The organism is Nocardia sp. NPDC003693 (assembly GCF_053981095.1).
This window is the reverse complement of the sequence record NZ_JBSFNO010000006.1, coordinates 101,993-122,212: the sequence shown is the minus strand read 5'-3', so window position 1 is coordinate 122,212 and position 20,220 is coordinate 101,993. Positions and strand designations below refer to the sequence as shown.

The 20,220-nt window shown below is 70.2% G+C and carries 22 protein-coding genes; 17 read left to right on the top strand and 5 right to left on the bottom strand.

Annotated elements, in window-relative coordinates; genetic code table 11:
- Window positions 1-28: 28 nt before the first annotated feature.
- On the bottom strand, window positions 29-1,066 hold the full coding sequence (locus tag ACWDOP_RS10025; RefSeq protein WP_454201551.1) for an HAD family hydrolase: 1,038 nt from the start codon (window positions 1,064-1,066) through the stop codon (window positions 29-31).
- Between the two features lie 146 nt (window positions 1,067-1,212).
- Between ACWDOP_RS10025 and ACWDOP_RS10020 the strand changes: the two genes are divergently transcribed.
- The 5 genes from ACWDOP_RS10020 to ACWDOP_RS10000 all read left to right on the top strand — a co-directional run bounded on the left by ACWDOP_RS10020 (window position 1,213) and on the right by ACWDOP_RS10000 (window position 6,641).
- Window positions 1,213-1,473, top strand: a complete 261-nt coding sequence (locus ACWDOP_RS10020) for a glutaredoxin family protein (protein ID WP_454201552.1) — start codon at window positions 1,213-1,215, stop codon at window positions 1,471-1,473.
- A gap of 353 nt (window positions 1,474-1,826) precedes the next feature.
- Complete coding sequence (locus ACWDOP_RS10015) at window positions 1,827-2,642, top strand: redox-sensing transcriptional repressor Rex (RefSeq protein WP_456344757.1); 816 nt, start codon at window positions 1,827-1,829, stop codon at window positions 2,640-2,642.
- Complete coding sequence (locus ACWDOP_RS10010; protein ID WP_456344756.1) at window positions 2,639-4,024, top strand: glutamyl-tRNA reductase; 1,386 nt, start codon at window positions 2,639-2,641, stop codon at window positions 4,022-4,024. The genes ACWDOP_RS10015 and ACWDOP_RS10010 overlap by 4 nt, the downstream gene beginning before the upstream one ends.
- Window positions 4,025-4,032: 8 nt before the next feature.
- Entirely contained in the window at window positions 4,033-5,082 is a 1,050-nt protein-coding gene (gene hemC / locus ACWDOP_RS10005; protein WP_454201831.1) for a hydroxymethylbilane synthase, read from the top strand.
- A complete protein-coding gene (locus ACWDOP_RS10000) occupies window positions 5,079-6,641 on the top strand; it encodes a uroporphyrinogen-III synthase (protein WP_454201555.1) in 1,563 nt (520 codons plus the stop codon). The genes hemC and ACWDOP_RS10000 overlap by 4 nt, the downstream gene beginning before the upstream one ends.
- Before the next feature lie 405 nt (window positions 6,642-7,046).
- On the opposite strand, the gene ACWDOP_RS09995 is transcribed toward ACWDOP_RS10000, so the two are convergent.
- Complete coding sequence (locus tag ACWDOP_RS09995; RefSeq protein WP_354990799.1) at window positions 7,047-7,355, bottom strand: hypothetical protein; 309 nt, start codon at window positions 7,353-7,355, stop codon at window positions 7,047-7,049.
- A gap of 241 nt (window positions 7,356-7,596) precedes the next feature.
- Between ACWDOP_RS09995 and hemB the strand changes: the two genes are divergently transcribed.
- From hemB to ACWDOP_RS09975, 4 genes are all read left to right on the top strand, one after another.
- The gene (gene hemB, locus ACWDOP_RS09990; protein WP_454201556.1) at window positions 7,597-8,574 is read left to right on the top strand and encodes a porphobilinogen synthase; all 978 of its coding nucleotides are present in this window, start codon (window positions 7,597-7,599) and stop codon (window positions 8,572-8,574) included.
- Between the two features lie 449 nt (window positions 8,575-9,023).
- Window positions 9,024-9,641: a hypothetical protein gene (locus tag ACWDOP_RS09985; RefSeq protein WP_456344755.1), complete on the top strand. Its 618-nt coding sequence runs from the start codon at window positions 9,024-9,026 to the stop codon at window positions 9,639-9,641.
- On the top strand, window positions 9,641-9,886 hold the full coding sequence (locus tag ACWDOP_RS09980; RefSeq protein WP_456344754.1) for a hypothetical protein: 246 nt from the start codon (window positions 9,641-9,643) through the stop codon (window positions 9,884-9,886). Before ACWDOP_RS09985 ends, ACWDOP_RS09980 begins: the two co-directional genes overlap by 1 nt.
- A gap of 132 nt (window positions 9,887-10,018) precedes the next feature.
- The gene (locus ACWDOP_RS09975; RefSeq protein ID WP_456344753.1) at window positions 10,019-10,474 is read left to right on the top strand and encodes a hypothetical protein; all 456 of its coding nucleotides are present in this window, start codon (window positions 10,019-10,021) and stop codon (window positions 10,472-10,474) included.
- A gap of 19 nt (window positions 10,475-10,493) precedes the next feature.
- Here ACWDOP_RS09975 and ACWDOP_RS09970 read toward each other — a convergent pair whose 3' ends face one another.
- On the bottom strand, window positions 10,494-10,883 hold the full coding sequence (locus ACWDOP_RS09970) for a hypothetical protein (RefSeq protein ID WP_456344752.1): 390 nt from the start codon (window positions 10,881-10,883) through the stop codon (window positions 10,494-10,496).
- Between the two features lie 278 nt (window positions 10,884-11,161).
- Between ACWDOP_RS09970 and hemL the strand changes: the two genes are divergently transcribed.
- The 6 genes from hemL to ccsB all read left to right on the top strand — a co-directional run bounded on the left by hemL (window position 11,162) and on the right by ccsB (window position 17,722).
- Entirely contained in the window at window positions 11,162-12,499 is a 1,338-nt protein-coding gene (hemL, locus tag ACWDOP_RS09965) for a glutamate-1-semialdehyde 2,1-aminomutase (RefSeq protein WP_456344751.1), read from the top strand.
- A gap of 551 nt (window positions 12,500-13,050) precedes the next feature.
- Window positions 13,051-13,656: a histidine phosphatase family protein gene (locus ACWDOP_RS09960; protein WP_454201832.1), complete on the top strand. Its 606-nt coding sequence runs from the start codon at window positions 13,051-13,053 to the stop codon at window positions 13,654-13,656.
- Window positions 13,653-14,288 carry a TlpA disulfide reductase family protein gene (locus ACWDOP_RS09955; protein WP_454201562.1) on the top strand — a complete coding sequence of 212 codons (636 nt, stop codon included), beginning with the start codon at window positions 13,653-13,655 and terminating at the stop codon, window positions 14,286-14,288. The genes ACWDOP_RS09960 and ACWDOP_RS09955 overlap by 4 nt, the downstream gene beginning before the upstream one ends.
- A 5-nt stretch (window positions 14,289-14,293) precedes the next feature.
- Window positions 14,294-15,127, top strand: coding sequence for a cytochrome c biogenesis CcdA family protein (locus ACWDOP_RS09950; protein WP_454201833.1), 834 nt, complete (start codon window positions 14,294-14,296; stop codon window positions 15,125-15,127).
- 1 nt (window position 15,128) lies between these two features.
- A complete protein-coding gene (gene resB / locus ACWDOP_RS09945) occupies window positions 15,129-16,754 on the top strand; it encodes a cytochrome c biogenesis protein ResB (RefSeq protein ID WP_456344750.1) in 1,626 nt (541 codons plus the stop codon).
- Window positions 16,754-17,722: a c-type cytochrome biogenesis protein CcsB gene (ccsB, locus tag ACWDOP_RS09940; RefSeq protein ID WP_454201564.1), complete on the top strand. Its 969-nt coding sequence runs from the start codon at window positions 16,754-16,756 to the stop codon at window positions 17,720-17,722. Before resB ends, ccsB begins: the two co-directional genes overlap by 1 nt.
- A gap of 10 nt (window positions 17,723-17,732) precedes the next feature.
- On the opposite strand, the gene ACWDOP_RS09935 is transcribed toward ccsB, so the two are convergent.
- Window positions 17,733-18,002: a DUF2277 domain-containing protein gene (locus tag ACWDOP_RS09935; RefSeq protein ID WP_454201565.1), complete on the bottom strand. Its 270-nt coding sequence runs from the start codon at window positions 18,000-18,002 to the stop codon at window positions 17,733-17,735.
- Between the two features lie 119 nt (window positions 18,003-18,121).
- Entirely contained in the window at window positions 18,122-18,439 is a 318-nt protein-coding gene (locus ACWDOP_RS09930; RefSeq protein ID WP_456344749.1) for a hypothetical protein, read from the bottom strand.
- Between the two features lie 225 nt (window positions 18,440-18,664).
- On the opposite strand from ACWDOP_RS09930, the gene ACWDOP_RS09925 reads away from it, so the two are divergent.
- Both ACWDOP_RS09925 and ACWDOP_RS09920 read left to right on the top strand, forming a co-directional pair.
- Window positions 18,665-19,219 (top strand): hypothetical protein, encoded by a 555-nt coding sequence (locus ACWDOP_RS09925; RefSeq protein WP_456344748.1) that lies wholly within the window; start codon window positions 18,665-18,667, stop codon window positions 19,217-19,219.
- 93 nt (window positions 19,220-19,312) lie between these two features.
- Window positions 19,313-20,194, top strand: coding sequence for a hypothetical protein (locus ACWDOP_RS09920; RefSeq protein WP_456344747.1), 882 nt, complete (start codon window positions 19,313-19,315; stop codon window positions 20,192-20,194).
- Window positions 20,195-20,220: the final 26 nt, after the last annotated feature.

Sequence of the window (20,220 nt, the reverse complement as noted above, 5' to 3'; positions counted from 1 at the left end):
CCGGGCCACACCATTTCTCGACGATCTCTCAGCCGACCCGGGCTTCGCGCTTGCGGCTCAGCACCGCCGCGGCCGCGCCGCCCGCCGCGCCCAGCGCGAGCGCGGTGGGCACGCCGACCTTGGCGGCCTTGCGGCCGGTGCGGAAGTCGCGGATCTCCCAGCCCCGGTTCTTGGCCACCTCGCGCAGGTCCGCGTCCGGATTGATGGCCACGGCCGTGCCGACCAGCGAGAGCATGGGCACGTCGTTGTGGCTGTCGGAGTAGGCGGCGCAGCGCTTGAGGTTCAGGCCCTCGCGAATGGCCAGGGTGCGCACCGCGTGTGCCTTGCCGAGCCCGTGCAGGATGTCCCCGACCAGGCGGCCGGTGAACACCCCGTCCTCGGACTCGGCGACGGTGCCCAGCGCGCCGGTCAGGCCCAGCCGCTTGGCGATGACCTGCGCCAGTTCGACCGGGGTCGCCGTCACCAGCCAGACCTGCTGCCCGGCGTCGAGGTGCATCTGCGCGAGCGCGCGGGTGCCGGGCCAGATCTTGTCGGCGATGATCTCGTCGTAGATCTCCTCGCCGAGGGCGGCCAGTTCGGCGGTCGGGCGGCCGGCGATGAACTCCAGCGCCCGCTCCTTGCCGCTGGCCACGTCGGCGATGTTCTCCTTGCCGGTGACCCGGAACTTGACCTGCTTCCAGGCCATGTCGACCAGGTCGGAGGTCTTGAAGTACTTGCGCGCGGCCAGCCCGCGCGCGAAGTGCACGATCGACGCGCCCTGCACCATGGTGTTGTCCACGTCGAAGAACGCGGCGGCGGTCAGGTCGCGGGGGACCGCGCGCGTCGGCTCGTCGTGCAGCGCGAGTTCGGCGTCGTGCAGCGCGATGGCGGCGTCGGCGCTGGCCTCGCCGGCCAGGTTCGCTCTGACCTCTTCCTCGCTGGGTCCGAACGGACTGCGGGCCATCCGCGTGAACTGGTCCTGCAGACCCTGTCCCCAGCGGGCCGGGAATTCCCCGAATCGCCCCGCGATCAATCCCGGCCGCGAGTCCTTCGAACCCGTTCCGGCCTCTTTCGATCGTTCCGGCACCAGTACCTCCGCCTGTGTTTTTGGCCGGTACACCAGGGAGCCCGAGACCAATACGGGTCGCGCATGAACCGGCACAGTCCACAGTAACGCTCACCGGTGACCGGGACGTAGACGCTGAACGACATAACGGGTAGTTGAATGGAGTTATGAGCGATCCCACACGTACGGTCACCCTCCTGACCCGCAATGGTTGCGGCCTCTGCACGGTGGCGCTGGAACAATTGCGACCCGTCTGCGCCGAGTTCGGAATCGAGGTCGCGGTGGTGGATGTCGACGTGGCCGCCGAGCGCGATCCGGGGCTGCGCGCCGAGTACGGCGACCGGCTGCCGGTGGTGCTGCTCGACGGTCGTGAGCACAGTTATTTCGACGTCGACGAGGTGCGTTTGCGCGCGGATCTGAGTCGCTGAAACCGGGTGGTTCTCCGGGTGCGGCCCGCTGGGGCGGCGGAATGTCGCCGCCGCCCCCGGCCAACCCCCTACGGCGTGTCCGGCCGGGCGATTTCCGGCGCGTTGCGTAGCGGGTTCGGGTCGAGGGGGGTTGAATGAATCGCGGGGCAGCAGCCCGCCGCAAAGTGACTGAATTCACCGACTTTGTGCAGGGCTTCACAAGCGGTTACGGTGGTGGCACGCAACCTGCCTTCGAAGGCAGTGGAAGCGACCCCGAACCCCCGACCATAGACCGCCCTGCGACGGTCACCGGCGTCGGGTGACAAAAGAACGCCGGACACCCAATCCCCGGCCGGACGAGGAGCGCAAGCGACGTGACAGAGCAGCATGAGACGCCGCAGAGTGGCGTCTCCGGCAGGGCTCTGCAGAAGGACATCCCGCAGGCCACGGTGGCCCGACTGGCCACCTACCTCCGGGTCCTCGCCGTACTCGCCGATGACGGTGTTGCCATCGTATCTAGTGAGGAACTGGCTGTCGCGGCGGGTGTCGGTTCTGCCAAGTTGCGCAAGGATCTCTCCTTCCTCGGACCCAACGGCGTGCGCGGTGTCGGCTACGACGTCGTCAAGCTTCGCGACCGCGTCGAGGACGTGCTCGGGCTGTCCGAAGGGCACCGCGTGGTGCTGGTCGGCGCGGGCAATCTGGGCCGGGCCCTGGTCGGCTACGGCGGGTTCCGCCGCCGCGGGTTCGCCATGGTCGGCATCTTCGACAACGATCCGGCCCTGATCGGCACCCAGGTCTGCGGGCTGACCGTGCGCGATGTGGCCGAACTGACCGACGCGGTGCGGCTGTTGGAGCCGACCATCGCGGTCATCACCACCCCGGATTCGGCCGCGCAGGGCGTGTGCGATCGGCTGGTCGCCGCCGGTGTGCTCTGCATTCTCAGCTTCTCCCCGGTCGCGCTCGACGCGCCCGCGCACGTCGAGGTGCGCCGGGTCGATCTCGCGGTGGAGATGCAACTGCTGTCCTTCGAGCTGGCTCGCAACGCCGAGGCCGCCGGGGAGACGGTGGGCGTGGCCGCGGGCGACGCCGTGGGCGTGATCTACACGCCGATTCAGACTTCTCACGCGTCGGCAGCGCGCCCGTCGGGCGGCACGGAGACAACCAGCAAGGGAGCGGTGGTCCAGCCATGAGTGTGCTTCTCGTCGGGATCTCGCATCGAAGCGCCCCGGTGGCGGTGCTCGAGAAGGTCGCGATCACCGAGCACGACCGGCCCAAGCTGACCGACAAGATGCTGGCCTCGAGCCACGTCTCCGAGGCCATGATCGTGTCCACCTGCAACCGGGTGGAGATCTACGCGGTGGTCGACGCCTTCCACCCGGCGCTGGGCGAGGTCAGCGAACTGCTCACCCGGCACTCCGGGCTGCCGCTGCCGGAACTGACCAAGCACGCCTACGTGCGCTACGCCGAGGCCGCCGCCGAACACCTGTTCGCGGTCGCCAGCGGCCTGGACTCCATGGTGATCGGCGAGCAGCAGATCCTGAGCCAGATCCGCGCCGCCTACGCCGCATCCGACGCGCAGCAGGCGTCCGGGCGCACCCTGCACGAGCTCGCGCAGCATTCGCTGCGGGTGGGCAAGCGGGTGCACTCGGAGACCGGCATCGATCGCGCGGGCGCCTCGGTCGTGTCAGTGGCGCTGGATCGGGCGCGGCTGGTGCTGGGGCCGCTGGCCGGGCGCACCGCGCTGGTGCTGGGCGCCGGGGCCATGGGCGGGCTCGCGGTCGCGCAGCTGGCGCGGGCCGGGGTCGAGCGGATCATCGTGGTGAACCGCACCCTCGAACGTGCTGAGCGCCTTGCCAATACGGCCACCACCATGCACGGCGTGGCCGCCGAGGCGATGGAGATGGACAGGCTGGCCGAGGCGATGGCCGCGGCCGAGGTGGTCGTGACGTGTACCGGCGCGGTCGGCACCGTCGTGAGCATCGCCGATGTGCATCGGGCGCTCTCCGCCGACCGCGCGAGCGATCAGCTGGTCATCTGCGATCTGGGGCTGCCCCGCGACGTGGAGCACGCCGTCGCCGGGCTGCCCGGGGTGACCGTCATCGACATGGAGACGCTGCAGCGCGATCCGTCGGCGGGCGCCGCCGCCGACGACACCGCCGCCGCACGCGGCATCGTGGCCGACGAACTCGCCAAATACCTTGCCGGACAGCGCATGGCCGAGGTGACGCCGACGGTGGCGGCGCTGCGGCAGATGGCCGCCGACGTCGTCGAGGCCGAAATGCTACGCCTGGACTCCCGACTACCCGGGCTGGACGCCGCGCACCGCGAAGAGGTCGCGCGCACCGTGCGCCGCGTCGTCGACAAACTGCTGCACGCGCCGACGGTGCGGGTCAAGCAATTGGCCTCCACACCGGGCGGCGACAGCTACGCCGAAGCGCTGCGTGAGCTGTTCGAGCTCAAACCCGGTGCGGCGCAAGCGGTTGCGGCGCCGATGGAAATCGCCGCGCGCGGCGATCTGGCCGACGATTTCACCGCCGCCCACTCGGGGGACGAACAGGGGCTGACCGCATGACCGGAGCGATGGTGCAGGAAACACAGACAGGGCTCGAGACATTGCGTGGAACGCACGACGCCCCGTGGCGGATCGGTACCCGCGGCAGCCTGCTGGCCCTGACCCAGGCCGGGCACGTACGCGACGCCCTGATCGCCGCCGGGCAGCAGGCCGAACTGGTGATCGTGAAGACCGCCGGTGATCAGTCCGCCGCACCCGTCCAGGAGATCGGCGTCGGCGTGTTCACCGCCGCGCTGCGCGACGAACTGGGCGCGGGGACGGTCGACATCGCCGTGCACTCGTACAAGGATCTGCCCACCGCGCAGGACCCGCGCTTCAATATCGCCGCGGTCCCGCCCCGCCAGGATCCGCGCGACGCCCTGGTGGCGCGCGACGGCATGGTGCTGGGCGAACTGCCGCCGGGCTCGGTCATCGGCACCTCCGCGCCGCGGCGGTCCGCACAGCTCAAGGCCCTGGGACTGGGCGTGGAGATCGTGCCGCTGCGCGGCAACCTCGACACCCGCATCTCCAAGGTGGCCAACGGTGAACTCGATGCCGTCGTGGTCGCGCGAGCCGGGCTGGCCCGCATCGACCGGCTCGACGTCATCACCGAATCGCTGGAGCCGGTGCAGATGCTGCCCGCTCCCGCGCAGGGCGCGCTCGCGGTCGAATGCCGCAGCGAGGACACCGAACTCGTGACCATCCTGTCCGCGCTCGACGACGCGGCCACCCGGGCCGCCATCACCGCCGAGCGGGAACTGCTGGCCGAACTGGAGGCCGGTTGCACCGCGCCGATCGGCGCGCTGGCCGAGGTCGTCGAATCGATCGACGACGACGGCCGGGTGTTCGACGAACTGTCGCTGCGGGGTTGTGTGGCGGCGATCGACGGCTCGGACACGATCCGGGCATCCGTAGTCGGCTCACCCGCGGACGCCGCGGAACTGGGCCGTGCACTGGCGCGTGAGCTCTTGGAGCTGGGGGCGCGCGACCTGCTCAGCGACCCCGGGGATGGCAACCCGGCGGCAGCGCAATCCAACGACAGCAGCACCACTCCCAGCCCAATGGAGAACATTCGATGAGTCGAGCCACCAAGAAGCATCCCGGTCGGATCCTCTTCGTAGGATCCGGGCCCGGCGATCCGGCGCTGCTCACTGTGCGTGCCCGCGAGGTGCTCACGCGCGCCACGCTGGCCTTCACCGATCCCGATGTCGACAAGGGCGTGCTCGCCCTGATCGGCGCCGCGGTCGAGCCCGCCGCCGACGGGGAGCGCCCGGTCGACGTGCGCCCGGCCCTGGGCGATGCCGCCGAGGTCGCCAAGACCCTGATCACCGAGGCCCGCAACGGTTTCGACGTGGTCCGGCTGGTCTCGGGCGACCCGCTGACCACCGATTCGGTGATCCAGGAAGTCAACGCGATCACCCGGTCGCACATGATGTTCGAGGTGCTGCCGGGCCTGTCCGCCGGGACCACCGTGCCGGCCTACGCGGGCATCGAACTGGGTTCGAGCCACACCGAGGTCGACGTGCGCGGCGAGGTGGACTGGGCGGCCGTCGCGGCCGCGCCCGGCCCGCTGGTGCTGCACGCGACCTCCGGGCACCTGGCCGAGACCGCCAGCGCGCTGGTCGAGCACGGCATGGCCCCGCAGACCCCGGTCGCGGTGACCGTGCGCGGCACCACCCGCCAGCAGCGCACCATCGACACCACCCTGGCGACGCTGAACAACGCGGCGTCCGAGCTGGTCGGCCCGCTGATCGTGACGGTCGGCAAGGAGGTCGAGAAGCGCTCCAAGACCTCGTGGTGGGAGTCGCGGGCCCTGTACGGCTGGACCGTGCTGGTGCCGCGCACCAAGGAGCAGGCCGGTGAGATGAGCGAGAAGCTCGTCATGCACGGCGCCATCCCCATGGAGGTGCCGACCATCGCGGTCGAGCCGCCGCGCAGCCCCGCGCAGATGGAGCGCGCGGTCAAGGGTCTGGTCGACGGGCGCTACCAGTGGGTCGTGTTCACCTCCACCAATGCCGTTCGGGCCGTGTGGGAGAAGTTCGGCGAGTTCGGGCTGGACGCCCGCGCGTTCTCCGGCGTGAAGATCGCCTGCGTCGGTGAGGCGACCGCGGAGAAGGTGCGGTCCTTCGGCATCAATCCCGAGCTGATTCCGTCCGGCGAGCAGTCGTCCGAGGGCCTGCTGGCCGATTTCCCGCCCTACGACGACGTTTTCGATCCGGTGAACCGGGTGCTGCTGCCGCGCGCCGACATCGCCACCGAGACCCTCGCCGAGGGCCTGCGCGATCGCGGCTGGGAGATCGACGACGTCACCGCGTACCGCACCGTGCGCGCGTCGCCGCCGCCGGCCGAGACCCGCGAGATGATCAAGACCGGTGGTTTCGACGCGGTGCTGTTCACCTCGTCCTCGACCGTGCGGAACCTGGTTGGCATCGCCGGTAAGCCGCACGCGCGCACCATCGTCGCCTGCATCGGCCCCAAGACGGCCGAGACGGCGATCGAGTTCGGCCTGCGCGTGGATGTGCAGCCCGAGACCGCCCAGGTCGGCCCGCTCGTCGAGGCGCTCGCCGAGCACGCCGCCCACCTGCGCGCCGAGGGCCTGCTGCCCCCGCCGCGCAAGAAGAGCCGCCGCAGCCGCTAGGCCGCCGGCACGGCTTTCCGGCTCCCGGGCCCCGCATCCGATGATGCGGGGCCCGTTGCCGTTTCGAGCCTGTCGTGTCGCGGACCGCCGCGACGCCGCGGCGGAGATATTCGGTGCCACAGCGTCGTTCGGTATCGGCGTGAAGCCGCGTGCGGGTGCCGCCTGTCCGCCGGGCACGGCGCGGGTGCCGTGCGGGCCCCGGCCGGTGGCCTGGAGGCGGCGGAGGTGCGGTCCCATGGTGGTTGCGGCGGTTCACTTTCTGGCGGCGGAGCGGGTGTCACTGCGCGCGGCCGTGGGCGGCGCGGGGTGAGGCGAATAGTAGTGAATATCTTTGCCGCGGTGTCTGTTTCGGGTCGGTTGTGCAGGTCCGGCCACCGCCCCTCCGGCGGCCGGACCCGTACCGACTCAGCGCTGAGCCTGCATCATGCGCCGCACCATGCGGCAGGTGGCATCCGAAGGCCAGTGCACGCCAACGGATTCGGCGGTGTCGCGGATCTTGTCGTTGGTCGCCAGATCGGCGGCGAAGACGCCGGAATCGAGCATCGCGATGGCCAGGCGCATCGCCTTGAGCCGCCGATTGTGCTGGACGTACCAGGTGCGCGGCCGCCCCGCCGGCAGCGGCTGCTTGTACAGCGGTCGCCACGTGTGATCGATCGCCTCGCCCTTCTTGGGCACCGAGGTCTTGTCGGACATATTCGTTACGGCTGCCAGCATTGCCGATCCTCCCATCGCGTACCGGGTGTGGCGCGGGGCTCCAGCGTTCGAAACCCCCGCGCCAACCCGTCGAACACATCTTCGATTCTACCCGGGGGCACCGACAAAATCCGGTGCCGACCGGGGGCTACCTGGCAGAACTCGAGTCCGGGGTGAGCGGCCCGCACGACGCGGGGGAGCCTTCGGCGGCCGGGACACGGGCCGCGCGAACCCGCCGATCGGACGGGCATATCATGCGACTATGACCGGAATGGACCGCCCGCGGCGGTTGCGCCGTACCCCCGCGATGCGCCGTCTGGTGGCCGAGACCACCCTGCGGCCGCGGCAGCTGATTCTCCCCATGTTCGTCGCCGACGGCATCGGCGAACCACGCGAAATCTCTTCCATGCCCGGCGTTTACCAGCATTCGATGGATTCGCTGCGCAAGGCCGCCGTGGAAGCCGTCGCGGCCGGCGTCGGCGGGCTCATGCTGTTCGGCGTACCGCGCGCGCAGGACAAGGACGCGCTCGGCAGCGCGGCCAGCGATCCGGACGGCATCCTCAACCGGGGGCTGCGCGCGCTGGTCCACGAGGTCGGCGGCTCCACGGTCGTCATGGCCGACACCTGCCTCGACGAATTCACCGACCACGGGCACTGCGGCGTGCTGAACGACGCCGGTGGCGTCGACAACGACGCCACCCTGCGCCGGTACGTGGATATGGCGCTGGCACAGGCCGAAACCGGCGCGGATCTGCTCGGCACCAGCGGTATGATGGACGGCCAGGTGGGTGCGATCCGGGCCGGACTGGACGCGGCCGGGCACACCGACACCGGCATCCTGGCCTACGCGGCCAAGTACGCCTCGGCGTTCTACGGCCCGTTCCGTGAGGCGGTGGGCTCCTCGCTCGAGGGCGATCGCCGGACGTACCAGCAGGATCCGGCCAACCGGCGCGAGGCGATCCGCGAACTGCACCTGGATCTGGCCGAGGGCGCCGACATCGTGATGGTCAAGCCCGCCATGTCGTACCTGGACATCCTGCGCGATGTCGCGGATCAGGCCACGGTGCCGGTCGCGGCGTATCAGATCTCCGGTGAGTACGCGATGATCACCGCCGCCGCGCAGAACGGCTGGATCGACCGCCGGGGCGCGATTCTGGAGTCCCTGCTGGGAATTCGGCGCGCGGGCGCGGACATGGTGCTCACCTACTGGGCCACCGAAGCCGCGCACTGGCTCGACTGACGCCGCTCGTGCGCGACGTACCGCGCACGGCCGCCACGGATTTCGCCGTCCGGTCCGATGCGCGGCGGCCGTGCCGTCGCACGGGCTCCGGGGTATCGCGGTGCTGCCCTGTGGATTCCGTCCCGGCACCCGGCTCCCTGCACAATCCGGGGTGCGAAGTTTGTTACAAGCTTACTAACGGGTATGGTGAGGGTAGTCACAGAGAGTTCGGGAACCGGAAGTCGGTCGTCATGCGTTGTGCCATGGCGGGTTTGACTCCGGAGAGGCGGAGGCAACGATGCGAGTGGTGATTCAGCAGCCGCACAGCCTTCGGCGAGACGTGCTGGCATTCGGCCTACTTTTTCTGTTCGGCCTGCTCACCCTCGCCGTGCTGTTGATTCCAGGTCTGCTCGGCTAGCAACCGTGCACCTATCGCGCGGGCGGTCCGCGGCCCCCGCTAGGTTCTCGTTATGAGCGAGAAAACCCCCGCCGTGCTGTTCTCCGAGCCCGGCGCGCGGTATCGCACCATCGCCTACGGGCCGGTGCTGTGCGGGATCATCCTGATTCTGGAGATCGTGCGCGGCGGCGACCTGCACTGGTTCGGGCTGGCGTTCTGCTCCCTGCTGCTGGCGGGATTCGTCTGGTTGCAGGTGATCGCGGGCAAGCGCCACATCAGTGTCGAACTCACCGCCGAGACCCTGCGTGAGGGCACCGAATCCCTCGCTGTGTCCGACATCGCGGCGGTCCTCCCGGAGATCGACGAGGACTCCTGGGATGATGAGGATTGGGAATCCGCGCGTGCCCTGGGCGAACTGACCGGGGTGCCGCGGCGGCGCAAGGGGATCGGCCTGAAGCTGCGATCCGGTCAGCTGGTGCAGGCCTGGGCGCGCGATCATCGCGTGTTGCGGGCCGAGCTGACCGCGCTGGTCGAGCAGACTTCGGGTACAACGGCTGTGGTGGACAAGACCGTTGTGGTGGACGAGGGTTCGGCGGACCGGGGTTCGGCGGCGGAGGCCGCGACCGACACCGCCGTGGCGCTGGACAAGCCCGCGGCGGATCGGGGTGACGAGGAGAAGGAGGCGAGGTGATGCGGTGGCTCGCCGTGCTCGCCGAGTTCGTGGTCGCACCGGTCCTCGCGGTTCTCGCGATCTGGTGCTGGCGCAACGGTATTCACACCGGATGGTTCCAGCCGGTCGGGGAGTCGCCGGGTTTCGAGGCGACGCGCTACTCCGGGCCGTGGCTGGCGCTGGCCGCCGTCGTCATGACGGTCGCCGGGCTGGTGTTCATCGATCTGGTCGCCCGGGTCGTCCGGGTCACCCGATTCGCGCGCTGAGGTTCGCTCGCGCACGTCGTTTCCGGGGCTGAATCGCCCGTTTGGTCCGGCCTGTCCGACACGCCGTGAAGGGGCGCGCGAAGTCGCTGTTTCGCTGGTGAGGGCCGGTGGTATCGCCCGACAATGGGACACATGAAGCGTACGGATTCTCTGCAACGCGTCATCCTGGGCGTGCTGGCGGCGGGCCTCGCCGGCGGTGTGGTGGCCGGCCCCGCCGTGGTCGCACCCGCGCTCGCCGAGCCCGCCGTGGTCGCACCCGCCGCCGTCGCACCCGCTGTCGCGGAGCCCGGCGGCATCGCTCTCGCCGCCATTGCGGGCGGCGACCGTGCGAACGATGCGCGGATCATTCCGGTGGCCGTGCCGAATCGGGACGTGCCCGCGGTCGTCGACCCGGCACGGGCGGTCACGGCGGATGGGGCTCAGCCGATTTCGTCGGATCCGGCTCCGGCCGACGGCGCGCGCCCGGACCCGCGGGATGCGGCGATCCGGCCCGTCGCGTCGTCTCTCCTGGATCTCCTACCGGTGCAATTGAACTGCCTGCTCAGCACCGGTTGGGCGGCGTTCTGCCTGGGGTTGCCCCGGATCTGATTCGCGCCGCCCGCGGTGACTACTTCCAGTTCTGGTAAATATCCAGCACGCGGCCGTTGCGGGTGCCGGGCGCGTTCAGGTAGATGGTGACGGTGCCGTCGGGATGGTCGGCGGCCTCGGTCACCACCTGGCGCAACGAGGCGTGCACGCCACCGTCCTTGTCCCTGTGGAGGGTGGTCTCGGGGTGCAGGCCCGCGCCCATCCGGCTCAGCGGCACGACCATGCTGAACACCGCCGGGACCGGCCCGGACGCCATGCCCACGGTCTCCTCGTGCGACAGCTGCACGCCGATCCGCCCCTGCTCCGGCTGGGCGATCGGCGTCCCGGCCGCAGCCGTTCCGGCGCCGCAGCACAGCGCACCCCCGGCCGCCGCCGCCACGATCGCCGCTCCGAAACCAATGCCCCGCATACCGTTCCGCCCTTCTCGACCGAGTTCGCTCCTGCCCCGCGAGATTACGCATCAGCAACCTCTCAGCGACTCAACTCGACTGTTCCCGCCCCCGCGTGTTGCCCGCGCCCCCGCCCGCCCCTGCCGTGTGGCGGGGCGGGAGCGGCCCGGCGGCCGGCTCGGGGCGGGTGGGGGAGGGCTGTGGAGGGGTGGGGACGGATCGGGTTCGGGTGTGGGGCGGCGCACTCTCCTACACCCTGTCGTCGACGGGGTTGCGGGGGGCTGAGAGACTGGGTGCCGTGAGTTCTTCTCCGCGTGTGACCCGGGCGTCGGTGCCGGTGTCAGCCCAGCTCTTCGAACGCGCCGCGGCGGTCATTCCGGGTGGCGTGAATTCACCGGTTCGGGCCTTCCACTCGGTGGGCGGCACCCCGCGTTTCATCGCGTCCGCCACCGGGTGCACGCTCACCGACGCCGACGGCAACGAGTACGTCGACCTGGTGTGCTCGTGGGGTCCGATGATCCTCGGGCACGCGCACCCGGCGGTCGTGGAGGCCGTGCAGCGCGCCGCGGTCGGCGGGTTGTCCTTCGGCGCGCCGACGGCCGCGGAGATCGAACTGGCCGAGGCCATCGCCGCGCGGGTCGATCCCGTGGAGCGGGTGCGCCTGGTCAACTCCGGCACCGAGGCCACCATGAGCGCGGTCCGGCTGGCCCGCGGCTTCACCGGCCGCACCAAGATCATCAAGTTCAGCGGCTGCTACCACGGTCACGTGGACGCGCTGCTGGCCGACGCCGGGTCCGGCGTCGCGACCCTGGGTCTGCCCACCTCGCCCGGCGTGACCGGCGCGCAGGCGGCCGACACCATCGTGCTGCCCTACAACGATCTCGAGGCCGTGGCCGCCGCGTTCGCCGCGCATCCGGATCAGATCGCGTGCGTCATCACCGAGGCCGCGGCGGGCAACATGGGCGCGGTCGCGCCGCTGCCCGGGTTCAACGCGGGCCTGCGCGCGCTCACCTCCGAACACGGCGCGCTGCTCATCATGGACGAGGTCATGACCGGCTTCCGGGTCAGCGCGGCCGGCTGGTACGGCATCGAGGGCGTGGCGGGCGATCTCTACACCTTCGGCAAGGTCATGTCCGGCGGCCTGCCCGCGGCGGCGTTCGGCGGCCGCGCCGAGATCATGAACAAGCTGGCGCCGCTGGGCCCGGTCTATCAGGCGGGCACGCTCTCGGGTAACCCGGTCGCCGTCGCGGCGGGCCTGGCCACGCTGCGCACCGCCGACGCGGAGGTCTACGCGACGCTGAACAAGAACGCCGAACGGCTCGGCGGAATGCTCACCGGCGCGCTCACCGCCGAAGGCGTCCGGCATCAGGTGCAATTCGCGGGCAATATGGTGAGCGTGTTCTTCGCCGACACCCCGGTCACCGACTATGCCGCCGCCAAGGCGGCCGAGACCTGGCGTTTCCCCGCCTTCTTCCACGCGCTGCTGGACGCGGGCGTCTACGCGCCCCCGAGCGCGTTCGAAGCGTGGTTCGTCTCCGCGGCACTCGACGAGGACGCTTTCGATCGCATCGCCGCCGCCCTCCCCGCCGCCGCGCGTGCCGCGGCCGCCGCCACTCCCGAAGGATCCGCCGCGTGAGTTCCCACCCCGAGACCGGACTGCCCGCCCCCGCGCCCGTGCCGCTCTCGCCCGACGAAGCCGCCCGCCTGCTCGACTCCATCCGCCAGACCGAGACCGAACTGGCCGAGACCGGCGACGCCGCCGCGGTCGCCCCGTCCGAGTCCCAGGCCCAGCCGCCGGTGGACGTGCTGCTCGCGGTGGCCGCCGCCCTGGCCCCCGACACCGAGCCCGCCCCCGAAAAGCCTTCCGCGGCAGTCGCTTCGGACGCTTCCCCCGCCGGTGACGCCGCCGCCGGGTCCGAGACTTCCGCTGCCGGACCCGAAGCGACCACCGATCTGTCCGAAGAAGCTGACGAATCCGTCACCGCCGCAACCGATTCCGACTCCACCGCCGCGACCGAATCGCCCATCGCCGCAACCGAGTCCGCGAACGGTGCGGGGGAGCCCGCCGACATCGCGACGGAAGACGACGCCCCCGAAGCGAATACGGTCGCAGCCGCCGCCCCCTCGACCAGCGGGCTCATCCTGCCCGGATCGGTGGCCGACGACGTCGAGACCATCGTCCACGTCATGCGGCACGGTGAGGTGCACAACCCCAAGGGCATCCTCTACGGCCGGCTCCCGGGCTTCCAGCTGTCCACGACCGGGCGCGCGCAGGCGCAGACCGTCGCCCGCACCCTGGCCCCGCACGACATCGCGCTGGTCGTGGCCTCGCCGCTGCAGCGCGCGCAGGAGACCGCGGAACCCATCGCCACCCAGCACGGGCTGACCATCCGCACCGACGACAACCTCATCGAGGCGGGCAACACCTTCGAGGGCCTGCGGGTCTCCATCGGCGACGGCGCGCTGCGCAAGCCCCGGCACTGGTGGAAGATGCGCGACCCCTTCACCCCGTCGTGGGGCGAGCCGTACCTGCAGATCGCGCACCGCATGCTGGCCGCGGCCAACAAGGCGCGGGTCGAGGCGGCCGGGCGCGAGGCCGTGCTGGTCTCGCACCAGCTGCCCGTGTGGACGCTGCGCCGCTTCCTGCAGGGTCAGCGGCTGTGGCACGACCCGCGCAACCGGCAGTGCTCGCTCGCATCGCTGACTTCCCTGGTCTACCAGGGCGATACGCTGATCGACATCGTCTATTCCGAACCGGCGGGGGCCTCGGATCCCAAGGCGACGGGAGCATGACCCGCACCATCGCGTCCCGGCCCGGAGCACTCCGGCGCACGGTGTCGATCCTGCTGGCGAGCGTCACCCTGGGGGCGGCGCTGGCCGGATGCTCGACAGCCGGCAAGGACGCGGTGGCGCAGGGCGGCACCTTCGACTTCGTCTCACCCGGCGGCAAGACCGACATTCGCTACGACCCGCCGAGCTCACGCGGCACCATCGGCACGCTGTCCGGCCCGGATCTGATGACCGACGGCAAAACCGTGTCGGTGAGCGACTTCCCGGGCCAGGTCGTCGTGATCAACCTGTGGGGCCAGTGGTGCGGCCCCTGCCGGGCCGAAGCGCCCGCGCTGGAACGGGTCTACGAGGCCACCCGGGACCAGGGCGTGGCCTTCCTCGGCATCAACGTCCGCGACAACCAGCAGGACAAGGCCCAGGACTTCGTCACCGACAACAAGGTCGGCTACCCCTCCATCTACGACCCGTCCATGCGCACCCTGCTCGCGCTCGGCGGCAAGTTCCCCACCAGCGTCATCCCCACCACCATCGTGCTCGACCGCGAGCATCGGGTGGCGGCGGTGTTCCTGCGATCGCTGCTGCAGGAGGATCTGCAGCCGGTGGTCGAGGAGATCGCGCGGGAGCCGAAGTCGTGAACTCGGTGAGTGTGCTGGCGAGCGTGGGCGATTCGTTCCAGGAGACCGCGGCGAGCGGCCCGCTGCTGCTCGCGCTCGGCGCGTGCGTGCTGGCCGGGCTGGTGTCCTTCGCCTCCCCGTGCGTGGTGCCGCTGGTCCCGGGCTACCTGTCCTACCTGGCCGGGGTCGTCGGCGCGGAAACCCCGCCGGTGACCGTCGAATCCGCGAAACGCGATGCGGCCCAGCGCACGGCGACCGTCGAACGCTCCCGCGGCCGCCTGCGCGTCGCGGGCGCGGCCGGGCTGTTCGTCGCCGGCTTCACCGTGGTGTTCGTCCTCGCCTCGGCCTCGGTGTTCGGCGCCATCCAGATGCTGAACGTGAACAACGAACTGCTGCAACGCATCGGCGGCGTCGTCACCATCATCATGGGCCTGGCCTTCATCGGCATGATCCCCGCGCTGCAGCGCGACACCCGCATGGAACCGCGCCGGATCAGCGGCCTCGTCGGCGCACCGCTGCTCGGCGGCGTGTTCGCGCTCGGCTGGACGCCGTGCCTGGGCCCCACCCTGTCCGGGGTCATCTCCGTCTCCGCGGGCACCGAGGGCAGCACCGCCGCCCGCGGCGTCGCCCTGACCGTGGCCTACTGCCTCGGGCTCGGCCTGCCCTTCATCATTCTGGCCTTCGGTTCGGCGACCGCGCTGCGCGGCGTCGGCTGGCTGCGCCGCAATTCCCGCACCATTCAGGTGATCGGCGGCCTGCTCCTGGTCGCCGTCGGTATCGCCCTGGTGACCGGGGCCTGGGGTCAATTCGTCTCCTGGGTCCGGGACGCCTTCGTCTCGAATGTGACCCTGCCGATCTGACATGACAACGACCATCGAATCCCCCGCCCCCGCCCGCCCGCCGCGCCAGTCCGTGCCGCGTCGCGTTCTCGCGCTCGCGCGCAACACCTGGCGCGGGCTCACGAGCATGCGCACCGCGCTCATGCTGCTGTTCCTGCTGGCGCTGGCCGCCATACCGGGCGCGCTGCTGCCGCAGCGCAGCCTGAATCAGCAGAAGACCGAGCAGTACATCGCGGACCGGCCGACGCTGGGCCCGTGGATGGATCGCTTCCAGCTGTTCGACGTGTTCTCCAGCTTCTGGTTCACGGCCGTCTACGTGCTGCTGTTCGTGTCGCTGGTGGGCTGCATCCTGCCGCGCGTGTTCGACCACTACCGGGCGCTGCGGACGCCGCCGGTCAAGGCGCCGCGCAACCTGTCGCGGCTGCCGCATCACTATGCGGGGGAAGCGGATTCCGATGCCGACGCGGTGATCGCGCAGGCGCGCGAGCAGTTGCGCGGCTGGCGGACCGTGGTGACGCCGGGATCGCGCGCGGGCGAGATCACGCTCTCGGCGGAGAAGGGCTACACCCGCGAGGCCGGCAACCTGGTCTTCCACCTGGCGCTGGTCGGGCTGCTCGCGTCCATCGCGCTGGGCAAACTGCTCGGCTACGAGGGCAACGTGGTGGTCATCGCCAACGACGGCCCGGGCTTCTGCACCACCTCGCCGGCGGTCTTCGACTCCTTCCGCGCGGGCAACGTCGTGGACGGCACCGGGCTGACGCCGCTGTGCGTGCGAGTCAAGAACTTCAAGGCCGACTACCTGCCGAACGGGCAGGCCGAGATGTTCACCTCCGACATCGCGTACCAGTCCGGGGCCGACCTGGATTCGAACACCTGGCGGGACACCACGATTCAGGTGAATCACCCGCTGCGTGTCGGCGGGGACCGAATCTACCTGCAGGGACACGGTTTCGCGCCGACCTTCACGGTGACCTTCCCCAACGGCCAGACCCGGACCGAGACCATCCAGTGGCGGCCGGACGACGCCACCACCTTCCTGTCCTCCGGTGTGCTGCGCATCGATCCGCCGGGCGGCATGTACCCGAACGAGACCGAACGGCGTAAGCACCAGATCGCGATCCAGGGCCTGTTCGCGCCGACCGCGATGCTGCACGGGTCGCTGCTGACCTCGGCGTTCCCGTCCATGCAGGATCCGGCGGTCGCCGTGGACATCTACGTCGGCGACACCGGGCTGGACACCGGGCGGGCGCAGTCGCTGTTCGCGCTCGATCCGGAGATGATCAAGCAGGGGCGGCTCACCAAGGAGCAGCGCGCGAATCTCTTCGCGGGCGAGTCGGTGACGCTGGCCGACGGCACCAAGGTGACCTTCGACGGTGCGCAGGAGTTCGTGAACCTGCAGGTCTCGCACGACCCGGCGCAGCAGTGGGTGCTGATCTCCGCGCTCACCATGATGGCCGGACTGCTGGTCTCGCTGCTGGTCAAGCGGCGCCGCATCTGGCTGCGGGTGTACCCCGCGAGTGACCCCGAGGCAAAACGACGTACCGTAGTAGAAATGGGTGGATTGGCCCGCACCGACCAGGCCGGCTGGGGTGGCGAATTCGACCGACTGCGTGAGCGGCTGCTGACCGAGAGCACGGGAGACAAGTAATGCCGATCGACGAGACCATCGCCTCCTACAGCGATCTCGCCTTCAAATCGGCCATCGTGGTGTACGCGCTGGTCTGGATCATGCTGGTGTGGCAGTTCGCGGTCGCCCGGACCGCGCCGCCGCGGCAGCTGGTCACCGCCGGCGGTGGCGGGGTGGACTCGGAGTCGGCCACGCCGGGCCGCGTCATCGAGACCCCGAAGCGGCCGTTCGCCGAACGCCTGGGGTCCATGGGCTTCTCGGTGCTGTTCGTCGCGGTCGCGCTGCACGTGCTCTCGATCGTGTTGCGCGGCTTCGCGACCCACCGCTTCCCGCTCGGCAACATGTACGAGTTCACCAGCATGTCCTGTGCCGCAGCGGTTCTCATCGGCCTGGTGCTGCTGCGCGACGAGCGCTACCGGGGCATGTGGGCGTTCCTGCTGACCCCGGTGCTGATCCTGATGTTCCTGGCGGGCACGGTGCTGCACGCGGACGCGGCGCCCGTCGTCCCGGCGCTGAAGTCGTACTGGCTGCCGGTGCACGTGACCGTCGTGTCGATCGGCTCGGGTGTCTTCCTGGTCTCCGGTGTGGCCAGCGTGCTGTTCCTGTACCGCTTGCGCCAGCCCGCGGGCTCGGAGTCGTCGAGCATCTGGGGCGCCCTGGCCCGCCGCCTCCCGGACGCGGAGTCCCTGGATCGCCTGGCCTACCGCACGACCATCATCGGCTTCCCGATCTTCGGCGCCGGCGTGATCCTGGGCGCGATCTGGGCCGAGGCCGCCTGGGGCCGGTTCTGGGGCTGGGATCCGAAGGAGACCGTGTCCTTCATCGCCTGGGTGCTCTACGCGGCGTACCTGCACGCCCGCGCGACCAGCGGCTGGCGTGACACGAAAGCGGCCTGGATCAACATCGCCGGTTTCGTCGCGATGCTGTTCAACCTGTTCATCATCAACATCGTGGTCAGCGGCCTGCACTCGTACGCGGGCCTGAACTGAACCCCGCCGGTCAGCGGGCGAAGCGTAGCTCCGAGCGGGCCTTGGCCTTGGCCGCCTCGACCTCGCGGTCCTTGGGCGGGGCATGGGTGGTCAGGCTCGCCAGGAGTTTGTCGGTGGCCGCGGCCACCTCGGCGACGGCCAGGTCGAACGCCTCCTGATTGGCGTGCGACGGCTTGGTCGACCCACTGATCTTGCGGACGTACTGCACCGCCGCGGCCTGTACCTCGTCCGAAGTGGCCGGCGGCTCGAAGTTGTGCAGGGTTTTGATATTGCGGCACATGCGGGCGAGGGTACGCCGCACAGGTGACATCCCGGCCCTGTTCATCAGGGCTCAGGTCGCGAAAAAGCCGCTGACCGGGGTCTCTCGCGAGATCGGGCAGCGGCTTCGAGCGGCCGGACTCAGGCGCAGGTGCGGTTGAGTTCGTCGGTGAAGGGGGTCAGGTCGGTGATGTTGTCGTCGACGAGGGCGTCGGCGTAGGCGTAGATCGCGGCCTGCTCCTCGCCACCGGAGACCAGGGCCACGGTGCGGAGACGGTCGGCGAGGGCCTGGGCGGTCGCGTCGTCGTAGGTCCCGCCGCTGGCGTCGATGGCGGCGTTGATGAACTCGATCGCGCGGTCGCAGGTGAGGGAGCGGGCCTGCGCGGGGGCGGCCGGCAGCAGCAGCACGGTGGCGGCGGTCGCGGTCAGCGCGGCGGCGGAGAAAAGCTTGATCATCATGTCCCTTACTGTGTTTCAACGGGAGATCCCGCCCGCATGTGAGCGACCTCTCGATGGCACACCGTATACGTGCCCCCGCCCGCGCCCACTCTCCGCCCGCCCCCGTGAGTTCAACGTCACGATCGGACGGCTGCCGCACCCGGCTGTGGAGAGCGTGTGGAGGGTTGTGGATGAATCGGCGAGCGGCGCTCACGCCCCGGTCCGGTTCGGGCAGGATCCGTACTCATGACCGTGAATCAGACTCCGCCGGTACGGGTTTCGAGAGCCTGGCGGACCGGCATGGCGGTCGTGACCGCGGCGGCGGGCTGCGTGTGCCTGTGGGTGCTGTGGCAGCACGCGATCAGCTTCGATGACGTCGAGCTCTACCCGCCGGCCGTCGCCCTGCTCGCGATCCTGCTCGTCCCCTGGCTGATCTACGCCGTCGCCGGCAGGTTCGCACCCGGCACCAGACGCTTGACCCGGCTGCTCCCGGCGATCGTCGCCGTGTCGGCCGTCCTGCTCGGGTTCCACGTCCCCGGCCGCGTCGGCTGGATCTTCTCCGGCCCCGCCATGGAACGCGCGGCGCTCGCCTGTGTGGAGACCGAAGACCGCACCCGCGTGGGGACGTACGTCTTCACCAGCGTGGACCGGACCACCGACGCCTGCGTGTTCCGTCAGGAACGCCCCATGGGCTACCGCACCGGCTTCATCCACCGCATGTCCGGCGCACCCCTGCGCGCCGACCACCCCTTCGACTGCCTGATCGACGACTCCTGGCTCTTCTTCACCGTCGTCCCCTGACTCGCTGTCCGCGACCTCCGCAGAAAACCGGGTGGTCGGTTAAGGTTCGGTCCGCTGCACGAGGGAGAGTCGCGCGGCTGATCGAGGGAGAGCATGAACAACTGGAAAGACCTGGACGCCGACGTTCGCAAGGCGTTGCTGCGGGGGGAACCCGCGACGGATCCGGAGACCGATCGGATCGCGCGGGAGCACGCGACGGAAGTGTTGGGGCGCTCCATGATTCGGCGGCTGCGGCTGGTGGTCCCCGTGGCTGTCGTCTGTGCCCTCGGGCTGGGATTCGCAACCGGGATAGCGGGGTGGCCGTCCTGGATCGTCGGCGTGATCATCTTTTCGGCCGGGATCGGCTGTGCCATCGTCGAGAGCCGGCGCAAGCTGGCGCTCATTCGGATCCTCAACGTCAGCACCGGGACACCGCGGGCACACCTGTCCGGCGAGCGTGTGGCGACCGGCCGGGCCGAACGGCTCGAGCTTCGAATGCCGGTCGGCGGCGTGCTGCGCACCGTCGCCCCGCTGCTGGCCGCCATCAGCCTCGCCCTGGCCTTCGCCGTGGTGGCGTCGACCTGGTGGCTCATCGTGCCGGTGATCGTCATCGCGATCCCGGTGGTCGCGTATGCCGGCCACATGCTGTGGTCGACGCTGCCCGGCAACGAGCAGATCCTGGACGCCGACGGAATATCCATCCCCAAGTACGGCCTACGCCTCGGCTGGGACGCGGTCCGTGAGATCAGGATGATGCCCCTGCGGGCCACGGCGGGCGATCGGCGGCAGGTGCTCGCCTTCCTGCTCCACGACAATCAGGACTTTCTGCGGCAACTGCCCCGCTGGATGGCGGTAGTGGCCAACCTGAACACGAAGACGTACCTGTCGCCGCTGGTCCTGCTCGACAGCGTGACGGACAGGCCGATCGACGAAGTAGCCGGTGTGGCGGCGGGATTGTCGGGGTTGGAAGTCACGGTCGTTCCCGTTGCCTCCTGATCGAGGTTCTCGCCGAATCGTGCTGG